The 12,036-nt window shown below is 33.5% G+C and carries 6 protein-coding genes; all 6 read left to right on the top strand.

Annotated features, from left to right (window positions below; all coding sequences use genetic code 11):
• The first annotated feature begins 98 nt into the window (after positions 1-98).
• The 6 genes from GQ540_RS06755 (at position 99) to GQ540_RS06730 (ending at position 12,036) form a co-directional block, all read left to right on the top strand.
• Positions 99-3,017 carry a SusC/RagA family TonB-linked outer membrane protein gene (locus GQ540_RS06755; protein ID WP_291799256.1) on the top strand — a complete coding sequence of 973 codons (2,919 nt, stop codon included), beginning with the start codon at positions 99-101 and terminating at the stop codon, positions 3,015-3,017.
• A gap of 11 nt (positions 3,018-3,028) precedes the next feature.
• The gene (locus GQ540_RS06750; RefSeq protein ID WP_291799253.1) at positions 3,029-4,627 is read left to right on the top strand and encodes a RagB/SusD family nutrient uptake outer membrane protein; all 1,599 of its coding nucleotides are present in this window, start codon (positions 3,029-3,031) and stop codon (positions 4,625-4,627) included.
• A gap of 23 nt (positions 4,628-4,650) precedes the next feature.
• Positions 4,651-5,736, top strand: a complete 1,086-nt coding sequence (locus tag GQ540_RS06745; RefSeq protein ID WP_291799250.1) for a SusE domain-containing protein — start codon at positions 4,651-4,653, stop codon at positions 5,734-5,736.
• 21 nt (positions 5,737-5,757) lie between these two features.
• Positions 5,758-7,431, top strand: a complete 1,674-nt coding sequence (locus GQ540_RS06740) for a SusF/SusE family outer membrane protein (RefSeq protein WP_291799246.1) — start codon at positions 5,758-5,760, stop codon at positions 7,429-7,431.
• 122 nt (positions 7,432-7,553) lie between these two features.
• A complete protein-coding gene (locus GQ540_RS06735; RefSeq protein ID WP_291799243.1) occupies positions 7,554-11,330 on the top strand; it encodes an alpha-amylase family glycosyl hydrolase in 3,777 nt (1,258 codons plus the stop codon).
• Between the two features lie 4 nt (positions 11,331-11,334).
• Positions 11,335-12,036: a hypothetical protein gene (locus GQ540_RS06730; RefSeq protein WP_291799240.1), complete on the top strand. Its 702-nt coding sequence runs from the start codon at positions 11,335-11,337 to the stop codon at positions 12,034-12,036.

The raw sequence follows: 12,036 nt of genomic DNA, 5'->3' as shown, positions 1-12,036 counted from the left end.
TTGTTAAATAAATGTTAACTCCTTAACTTCACAACGTGAAATGTATTAAAAATAGTAAAATTATTTAAAAACTTAATTATTAATTAACTTAAAAATAGATGAAAAATTTCAAACTTTTTCTATTGTCTGTTATCATATTTTTACCGCTTAGTTTGTTCGCGCAACAAACAGTAACTGGTAAGGTAACAGAAAAAGCTACCGGCGGTGAATTACCGGGAGTTGGAATTATTTTAAAAGGAACTACAAAAGGAGCCTCAACTGATTTCGATGGGAATTACACCCTAGAAAACGTAAAACAGGGTGATGTTCTTGTATTTTCTTATATTGGGTTTGCTACCCTGGAAGTAACTGTAGGTACTAATTCTACTATAAATGTAGCTTTAGAACAAGATACAGAATCGTTAGACGAAATTGTACTTATTGGTTATGGTACAACAACTATTAAAGATGCTACTGGTTCAGTAGCTGCTATTACTGAAAAGGATTTTAACCAAGGAAGTAATGTTACACCTACTAGTCTTATATCAGGACGTGTAGCTGGTGTTACAATTGTTTCTGATGGTGCTCCAGGTGGTGGCTCTGCGATAAGAATTCGTGGTGGTTCCTCTTTAGGGGCTTCAAACGATCCTTTAATTGTTATTGACGGTATGCCTATTTCAAATTCTGGAGGAGGCGGTTCAAGAGGTGTTTTAGCTTCTTTAAATCCAAATGACATTGAATCTTTTTCAATTTTGAAAGATGCTTCTTCAACTGCAATTTATGGTTCTAGAGCTTCTAATGGTGTAATTATCATTTCAACAAAAAAAGGGAAAGCTTCTTTTAAGGCAGAGTACAATGTAAAAGTTGGTATGAATACCTTGGCGAATGAAGTTGATGTGTTTTCTGCTGCTGAATTTCGTGCACAAATTGAAGAACACAGACCTGATCTTGTTGATCAGCTAGGAACTTCAGATACAAATTGGCAAGATGAAATTTATCAAGAAGCTATATCTGTAGATCAATCTATTTCGTTAAGTGGTCAAATATTTGATAAGATACCTACACGTTTCTCTTTTGGACATACACAACAACCTGGTTTAAGAGAAACTTCTAAATTTGAAAGAGTTTCTTCTTCATTATCATTAAACCCTAAGTTTTTTGATGATCATTTAAAAGTAAATGTGAATGCAAATTTAAGCTATGAGTTTAACCGATTTGCTGCTGGAGTTGAATATTCTGCTTTAAGAATGGACCCAACACAATCTGTATACGATGAAAATTCTCCATTTGGTGGATTTTTTGAATATCATACTAATGGTGAACCTGATAATGCAAATAGAAACCCATTAGCCAGTTTACTCCAAAGAGAAAACAGAGGGCAATCACAACATTTTTATGGAAATGTTGAATTAGACTACAAATTACACTTTTTTCCAGATTTAAGAGCCGTTCTTAATATTGGGTACGATAAAACTGATGGTGAAGGTTTTGACCAAGTTTCTGATCAAAGCATCAACGGTTTCAGACTTGCAGTTGGAAGTCCATTCTTAGGTTCAAGATCTGAATATACTAGTGAAAGAACAAATTCATTATTAGATGGTTATTTAACATATAATAAAGAACTAGAAAATGTAAATATTGAAGTAACTGCGGGTTATTCTTACCAAAAATTTGAAGGTGAAGATTTTGGAACTGGTAATTTAATGGACCCAGATAGAGAATCAGATGTAAATACACACCCAGATATTGTTTTAATAGGTTTCTTTGGAAGAACTAACCTTTCATTTATGGACAAGTATTTACTTACTTTATCATACAGAAGAGATGGTACTTCAAGATTTAGCAAAGAAAATAGATGGGGTAACTTTCCAGCAGCAGCAATTGCTTGGAAAATTAGTGAAGAAGATTTTTTGAAAGATTCAAATACTATTTCTAATCTTAAATTAAGATTAGGTTGGGGTATTGCAGGTCAACAAGATATTCCTGCATCATATGCATTCTTAGGAAGAACGGTATTAGGTTCTTCAGTAGCACAATATATATTTGGAGGTACTTCAATCACTGCTGCTTTCCCTCAAACTAAAATAGAAGATTTAAAATGGGAAGAAACAACAACGTATAATGTTGGTTTAGATTATGGCCTTTTTAATAGTAAAATTAATGGTTCTTTAGAGGTTTATTTAAAAGAATCTAAAGATTTATTAGCGAATGTTGCTATATCTGATGGGTCTAACTTTAGTAATTCTGGTTTCCAAAATATTGGAAAATTTACATCTAAAGGTGTTGAATTTTCTATAGGAGCTGATCTTATTGATACTGATGATTTAAGATTAGATGTTAATTACAATGTTTCTTATAATAAAACAGAAATAGATGAATTAGCATTAGATCAAGACATACGTGTTGGTGGAATTGGTGGTGGAACTGGAGGAACTATCCAATTACACAGTCAAGGTTTTGCCCCTTTTTCTTATTATGTATACAAACAATTATATGATGTTGATGGAGCTCCAATTGAAGGTGCTTTTGCAGATTTAAATCAAGATGGAATTATCAACGATAGTGACCGTTACATTTATAAGAAAAGAGATTCAGATATTACAATGGGTTTCCAATCTAACGTAAATTATAAAGATTTTGATTTCTCTTTCAACTTAAGAGCTAGTATTGGAAATTATATGTATAATAATGTTAACTCTGCACTTGCACAATACGATTTATTGCAAAACAATGCAGCTTTAGGAAATATTCCAGTTTCAGTATTAGAAACTAATTTCAATACTGTTTCAGATGTTATCTTATCTGATATTTACATTGAGAATGCATCATTCTTAAAAATGGATAATGTTACATTAGGTTATACAATTAACGGTTTTAACAAACATGAAACATCAAGTATCCGTTTATGGACTGGTGTTCAAAATGTATTTACTATTACAAATTATAGTGGTCTAGATCCTGAAGTTTTTGGAGGAATCGATAATTCAATCTATCCAAGACCTAGAACTTTCTTAGTAGGTGCTAATATTAAATTTTAAACTATACGAAAATGATAACAAAATATTTAAATAAAATTTATTTTCTATTAGGAATTATATTTTTCTTTAGTGCTTGTACTGATGATTTAAATGTAATCCCTAAAGATGATGATGAATTCCTTTCTGAGGAATTTTACGCTGACGCAACTGCTTATAAACAAGCATTAGCTGGTGTATACGGAAACTTATCAATTACTGGACCTAATGGAGCAGGTGATTCAAACCTTTCTGGAATTGATGCAGGTACAAGTCAATACGGACGTATGATTTGGTATCTTCAAGAATTCCCAACTGATGAGGTAATTTGGTCTTATGAAAATGACCCTGGACCAAAAGAAGTTCAACGTAATATTTGGACACCTTCAAATGTGTTTTTTAGAGGTGCTTATGGTAGAATTATGTTCTCTGTAGCATTAGCAAATGATTTCTTAAGAGAATCTACTCCTGAAAAATTAGAAGAAAGAGGACATACAAGTGCTGTTGGAAGTGAAATTGCAGCTTACAGAGCAGAAGCAAGATTGTTAAGATCTTTAGCTTACTACCACTTAATGGATTTATTTGGAAAAGCTGCTTTTGTAACAGAAGCTGACCCAGTTGGAACTTATCAAGCGCCACAATATGAGAGAGCTCAATTATTTGAATTCATTGAATCTGAATTATTAGCTATTGATGGAGATTTAGTTGCTTCAAAAGCAAATGAATACGCTAGAGCTGACAAAGCTGTTGCTTGGATGATTTTAGCCAAAATGTATTTAAATGCTGAAGTATATGTTGGAACAGATCGTTATGCTGACTGTATTACGCAATGTGATAAAATTATTGGTGGCGGATTTAGTTTAGCTTCAGATTGGAGTTTAAACTTTATGGCTGACAACCACTCTAATGAAGCTGGTTTAAATGAAATTATATTCCCATTAATATCTGATGGTGTTGTAACTCAAAACTACGGTCCAACAACTACAATTATAAATGGTGAAGTTGGAAGTATTGAAGCAAACGCTGAAGAGTTAGGAGCTCAAGGTTGGGGTGGTGCTTTAAGAGTTCGTAAACAATTTGCGGAAAAATTCTTAAATGATAATACAACTTCTAATGATGATAGAAATACTTTAATTTCTGAAGGTCGTGAGATTGATATTGTTGATGTAGCTGATAGGGATTCAGGTTATATTATTACTAAATTTACCAATAGAACTTCAACAGGAGCTGCAGGAGCTGATCCTACATTTGTAGATACAGATTTTCCACTATTTAGATTAGGAGATGTTTACCTAATGTACGCTGAAGCTTTCGTAAGAGGTGGTGGTGGTAGTGAATCACAAGCAGTAGGTTATATAAATGATTTAAGAGATAGAGTTAGTGCTGATCAAATCTCTGCAAATGACCTTACTTTAGATTTCTTAATTGATGAACGTTCAAGAGAACTACATTGGGAATCTCACAGAAGACAAGATTTAATACGTTTTGGACTTTTTACAGGAGGAAATTACAATTGGGCTTGGAAAGGAAATGGAGCTAATGGTATTGCTATTGGTAATCACATGGCTGTTTTCCCACTACCAAGTGAAAGTTTAGCAGCAAATCCAAATTTAACTCAAAACGCTGGATATTAATCAACATTTAATTATATAAGATTATGAAAAATATTTTTAAAGTACTGTTGTTATCAATCATTTTGGTTACTATAGCCTCTTGTGATAATGAAGACACAGTACAGTTAACCTTAGCTCCACAAGGTAGTGGAGTAATTACTGAACCTGCTCAGGGTACTACAATAGTATTAAACCCTGAAGAAACGCAAATAAACCCTGCGTTAACAATAAACTGGACATCATCTAATTACGGTACACCTACTGAAATAACATACACAGTAGAAGTTGCAGCAACTGGAACTAATTTTGAAGAACCATATGTAGCTGCTTCAACGATAAACAGATATGTTTCTTTTAACATTGGTGAATTAAATGGTATTGCTGTTAGTGCTGGACTATCTCCTTTTGTAGAAGGAGAATTAGATATTAGACTTAAATCATCAGTTGGAACTACTGGAAGTCAAGAACAAATATCTGAGACTGTAATTATTTTTGTTACACCTTTTACAACAGATTTACCTAAAATAGCAGTTCCTGGAAATCACCAAGGTTGGGATCCTGCTTCAGCGCAAACTCTTGCAGCTTCAGCATTTGGAGAAACTGATTATGAAGGTTATGTTTGGTTAGATGGTCAATTTAAATTTATTGCACCTAATGAAACTGGAGGTTTCTTCTGGGGTAATTTAGATTGGGGAGATGCTTCTGGTGTTGACGGAAGTAATACTGGAGTCTTAGTTGCTGATGGAGAAGGTAATGTTGAAGTTGGTACAGGTTATCATTTTGTACAAGCTGATACTGAAGCTTTAACTTATTCTGCAACACCTATTAGTTGGGGAGTAATTGGAAATGCAACTCCAACGGGTTGGGATTCTGATACTGATATGATTTATGATGCTGAAAGCAGAACACTTAAGCTTACAATTGATTTAACTCAACAAGATGCACCTGATAATGGAATAAAATTCAGAGCAAATGATGGTTGGGATTTAAATTTAGGTGATAGTGGTGCGGATGGAACAATGGAAGAAGGTGGTGAAAATATTGGAGTACCTTCTGCTGGAAACTATACGGTAACTTTAGATTTAAGTAACCCAAGAGAATATACATATTCGCTAGTTAAAAACGATTAAAAAAAACTAAATTGAAATAACATGAAATATATATATAAAATATTATTGCTTTCATTTATCATCATTGGATTTAATTCTTGTGATGAAAATGAAAACTTTGAGATATTAGCTCCACAAGGAGGTATTGCAATTAATAGCCCAATTGATGGCTCATCAATTGCACTAGTAGACACGAACGAAGCAAATCCTGCTCTAACAGTTAGTTGGACATCTACAGATTTGGAAGGAACAGGAGCTATTTATACTATTGAAGTTGCATTATTAGGTACAGAATTTGCTGAACCAGTTGTAATTGGAACAACTGAAACAACTTCTATTAGTTTAACTGTAGCTGAACTAAACACTCTAGCTAAAGATGTTTTAGGAATTGTAGGTGATACAGAGGCTGGTATTGATATTAGAATATCTGCCAATGGTGAATTTTCACAAACAATTTCTATATTACTAACACCATACTTTATAGAATTTCCTGAATTATATTTAGTTGGTTCACTTACAGGATGGGACCCAACAACTGCACTAGCTATGGATCGATTAGATTTTAATCTTTTTGAAACAACAGTTGATTTAGTTGATGGAGATGAATTCAAATTTTTGCCAACCAATATTGATTGGGAAGGAGATTTAGGACAAGATCCTGCTAATCCAGGTTTTTTAATTCAAGATGGTGAAGAAAATTTTACAGGTTTAGATGCTGGTAAATATAAAATTAGCATAAATATGAGTTTATTTACCTATACAATTGAGTTTATTCCACCACCTGCAAGTATGTACTTGGTAGGAGATGGAGTACCTGCTGCTGGATGGGGATGGGATTCTCCAATAGAATTAGCTCAAATTCAAGATGGTGTTTTTCAAGGTACTACAGAGTTTGTTAATAATGCCTTTAGATTCTTTACAGTTGAAGGAGAATGGGGTTCAGGCTTAAATTACCCATATTATATTGGTGAAGGATATACAATTGATGCTAATTTTGAAGATGCATTAGATAATGATAATAATTTTCAATTTATTGGTACGCCTGGTACGTATACAATGACACTTAACACTAATGATAAAACTATTGTTGTAAGTCAAATTCCACTAAATATTGCCGTTCCTGGTAATCACCAAGGATGGGATCCTGGATCAGCTCCTTTATTAGAAGCTTCTGTATTAGGTCAAACAGATTATGAAGGATTTGTTTGGTTAGATGGTGAATTTAAATTTATTGCACCTAATGGTTCTGGAGTTTTTGAATGGGGTAATTTAGATTGGGGTGATGCTTCAGGAGATAACGGAAGTTATACTCAAGTTTTAACTGCAGATGGTGAAGGAAACATAGGAGCAACAGCAGGTTATTACCTTGTAAAAGCTGATACTGATGCATTAACCTACTCAATTGAAGAAACAAATTGGGGAGTTATAGGTAATGCAACACCAACTGGTTGGGATTCAGATACAGATATGGTTTATGACTCTGGAAGTCAAACCTGGTCTGTAACACTAGATTTAACAGCACAAACGGCGCCTGACAATGGTTTTAAATTTAGAGCTAATGATGATTGGCCTTTAAACATTGGAGACAATGATGCAGATGGAACTATGGAATTTGATGGTCAAAATATTGGTGTTGATATTGATGGAAATTACACAATAACTTTAGACTTAAGTAATCCTAGAGCATATACGTATAGTGTAGTTCTAAATATTTAATACAATTATAGAAAAGGTTGTATTTTAAAAAACAACCTACATTATAATAAATAACCTTTTTGTAGTGAACCGGAATATTAAAAAATCCGGTTCATTGCATTTAGTTTTTAATAAATATACCCATGAAAAGAAAATTACTCATATTACTTTTATTACTACCTCTGCTTACTTTTTCACAAGTAACAACAAGCCCAACAATACCAACTTCAACAGATGAGATAACAATAACATTTGATGCAACAGGGACAGGTTTAGATGGGTTCACTGGTGATGTATACGCACATACAGGTGTTACTGTAAATGGTGAAAGATGGCAAAATGTTATAGGAACTTGGGGAGATAATACTGCGCAACCACAACTTACAAGAGATGGTTCAAACCCAAATTTATATAGTTTTACAATAACACCCGATGTTCCAATGTTTTATAGTGTTCCTTCTGGAACGATTAGTGAATTAAATTTAGTTTTTAGAGCCTCGGCAGGTTCGCCACAATCAGCTGATATTCATGTACCAATATATGCTGCTGGTTTAAATGTAACATTTACTAGTCCGGCAAATCAAAGCGCATACAATCTTAACGATGTAATTACAATTACAGCCGAATCTTCAATTACTGCAGATTTAGAGCTTCAAGTAAATAACGTTTCACAACAAACGGCTACAAGTACTACTACAATTTCTACATCATATACTTTAACTACTTCAGGAACACAAACTTTAAAAGCCTTAGCAACAGCTGGTGGTGAAACTAAAGAAACAACTATTTCTGTTTATGTAAAAACAGCTACACAAACAGCTACACAGCCTACAGGATTAAAATATGGTATCAATAAAAATCCTGATAATTCAGTTACATTTTTACTAAAAGCACCACTAAAAACAGATGTGCTTATTTTAGGTGATTTTAATAACTGGACATTAAATGCCGCATACCAAATGTCTAAAGATGGTGACGATTTTTGGCTTACCATACCTGGTTTAGATGTTGATACAGAATTTGCTTACCAATATTTAATAGATTATGATATTAAAGTTGCTGACCCTTATTCTGAAAAAATATTGGATCCAAATAATGATCAATGGATAAAACCTGGAAATTATCCTGATCTTATGGCCTACCCTACAGATTTAACTACTGGTTTTGTTTCAACATTCTTAATTAACGAACCTACATACACTTGGAATGTAGATAATTTTATAAAACCTGCCCAAGACAATTTAATAATTTACGAATTACATATTAGAGATTTTGTTGATTCAGATTCTTATACTGAAGCATTAACACATTTAGATTATTTAGAAACTTTAGGTGTAAATGCTATTGAATTAATGCCTATCAATGAGTTTGAAGGAGCCGATAGCTGGGGATATAATCCTGCTTTATATATGGCTTTAGATAAGGCTTATGGCACAAAAAATGCTTTTAAAACATTTGTTGATGCCTGCCATCAAAGAGGTATTGCTGTATTAGCTGACGTGGTATTTAATCACTCTTTTGGTCAATCTCCAATGGTTGAAATGTATTGGAATAGTATTGATAATAAACCAGCTGCAGATAGTCCCTGGTATAATGAAGATCACAACTTAGTAGATAATACTAGTGCACATTGGGGATATGATTTTAATCATGAATCACCACATACGGTTGAATTCTTTAATGATGTCCTAACGTATTGGATGAATGAATATAAAATAGACGGATTTAGATTTGATTTTACAAAAGGATTTTCAAATACACTATATTATGGTACAGATAACTGGGCAAGTACTTATGATCAATCTAGAATTAATATTTTAAAAAATTACGCAGACCACGTTTGGAGTAATAACCCGACTAATAAACCTTATGTTATTTTTGAACATCTTTCTGATAATTCTGAGGAAACTGTTTTAGCTAATTACGGTATTATGCTTTGGGGGAATATGAACCATGCCTATGCTGAAAATACTATGGGATGGTCAGGAAGTGAAGATATTTCTGGAATTTCTTATCAAAATAGAGGTTGGAACAATCCACATTTAGTGGGTTATATGGAAAGCCATGATGAAGAACGTTTAATGTATAAAAACCTAACGTTTGGAAACAGTACAAACCCTGCTCATGATGTTAAAGATTTAAACATTGCCTTATCAAGACAAGAGTTAGCAGGCCTATTTTTCTTTACAATTCCTGGCCCTAAAATGATATGGCAATTTGGAGAACTTGGTTATGATGTTAGTATAGATGACCCAGGTAGAGTTGATAGAAAACCAATTCACTGGGAGTATTTTGATGATGCCAACAGAAAAAAAATATACGATACTTGGGCTAAACTTATTGAATTTAAAAAAGAACACCCTGTATTTAACACAAATAATTACACATTAAACGTTGGAGGATTAACAAAATCTATCGTTTTAAGAGATGCAACTATGGATGTTGTAATTATAGGAAATTTTGATGTAACAAATAAATCTATAGCTCCACAATTTACACAAACAGGTACTTGGTACGAGTTTTATACTGGAACCGAAAAAATTGTAACAAATACTTCAGAATCAATTACATTAAACCCTGGTGAGTATAGATTATATGCAACAAAAGACTTAGCTGCTATTGATACTGATGGTGATGGCTTTATTGATAGTTTAGATAATTGCCCTGATACAGCAAATCCTGACCAAGCAGATACTGATGGAGATGGTGTAGGTGATGTTTGTGATATTTGTCCAGGCTCTGATGATACAGTAGATACTGATGGCGATGGTGTTCCTGATGGTTGTGATATTTGTCCAGGTAACGATGATTCTATTGATACTGATGGTGATGGTATTCCTGATGGTTGTGATAACTGTATTGATACTGTAAACAATGACCAAGCAGATGCTGATGGCGATGGTGTGGGTGATGTTTGTGATATTTGTCCAGGTTTTGATGATGCATTAGATGCTGATGGTGATGGTGTTCCTGATGGTTGTGATATTTGTCCAGGTAACGATGATTCTATTGATACTGATACTGATGGAATTCCTGATGGTTGTGATAACTGTATTGATACTGTAAACAATGACCAAGCAGATACTGATGGCGATGGTGTAGGTGATGTATGTGATTCAACACCAAATGGAGATACAGATAATGACGGCGTTGATAATCTAGATGATTTATGTCCTGGAACACCTGCAGGAACAACTGTAGATGCAACAGGTTGTTTCGCTTTAGTTTCAAATAATTTTAATGTTGAAGTTATTAGTGAAACGTGTCCAGATGAAGATAACGGACAAATATTAATTTCAGCAATAGAAGATTACACATATACCACTACAATTGATGGAGTTCCTTCTGAATCATTTACCAAAAATGATGATTTTAAAGTTGATACTTTAGAACCTGGAATATATAATTTATGTATTTCGGTTACGGGTCAAACATTTACACAGTGTTTTGATGTAGAGGTTATTGAAGGAGAAGTGGTTGTTGCTGATGCAACTGTTAACTTTAATAAAGCTGAAATAGAAATTAAAGCAGGAACTGCCCCTTATACAATTTATGTAAACGGAGAAGAAAGTTTTAAAACGAGCTCTCCAGTATTTAATGTTGATGTAAAACATGGTGATTTGGTTGAAGTTAAAACAGCAAAATCTTGTGAAGGTACGTTCTCTAAAACTATTGAGTTGTTAGATGGAATAGTTGCTTATCCAAATCCAACCAATGGGATATTTGATATTGCTTTACCTGTTTCACAAAAAGAAGTAGTTATTGAACTATACTCTATACAATCACAATTAATTTCAACAAGAACATATCCGGTACTTTATGGGAAAGTTCAATTAACACTTGAAAATCAACCAACAGGATTGTATATTGCAAAAGTAAAATTAGAAAACCCAATAATACTTAAAATAATAAAACAATAATAAAATGAAAAAGTTACTATATACATTAGCCTTAAGTATTACAATATGGTCTTGTGGCGGAGGAGGAGGCGATACTCCAACACCTCCACCACCAACAAATGAGGCGCCAACTACACCCGTATTGGTATATCCTTCTAATAATTTATTATGTATAGATAATGTATTAAATTTTGATTGGAATGCTTCAACGGATCCTGATGGAGATGCAATAACATATACTGTACAAGTTTCAACAAATGCACAATTTACTCAAATAGTTCATAATGTTCCTGTAACTTCAACAAGTAGATCTTTAACATTAGATAGAGGTGTTGCTTATTATTGGAGAGCAAAAGCGACAGATAACAATAGTGCAGCTAGTAGCTATTCATCAACCAATCAGTTTTATACAGAAGGAGATGGCGTTTCAAATCATTTACCTTTTACACCTGTATTAATAAGTCCAGAGTTAAACTCACCAGTTGCAGGAACTGCAGCCAATTTACAATGGACAGCAGATGATGTAGATACTGAAGATACATTAACTTTTGATGTGTATTTAGACATTGTTACACCTCCACTTGCATCAGTAGCAGCAGATCAAGCGGCAGAAAGCCTAAATGTTACTAATTTAACCGCTTCTACAACTTATTACTGGAAAGTAGTAGTAAAAGATGGTGAAGGTGGACAAACAATTGGCCAAATTTGGAATTTTACTACGGATTAA

Source organism: Lutibacter sp. (assembly GCF_013139515.1).
In the GTDB taxonomy this organism is placed as follows: domain Bacteria; phylum Bacteroidota; class Bacteroidia; order Flavobacteriales; family Flavobacteriaceae; genus Lutibacter.
Note: the sequence above shows the minus strand (reverse complement) of the source record. Positions and strands in the feature narration are given on the sequence as shown.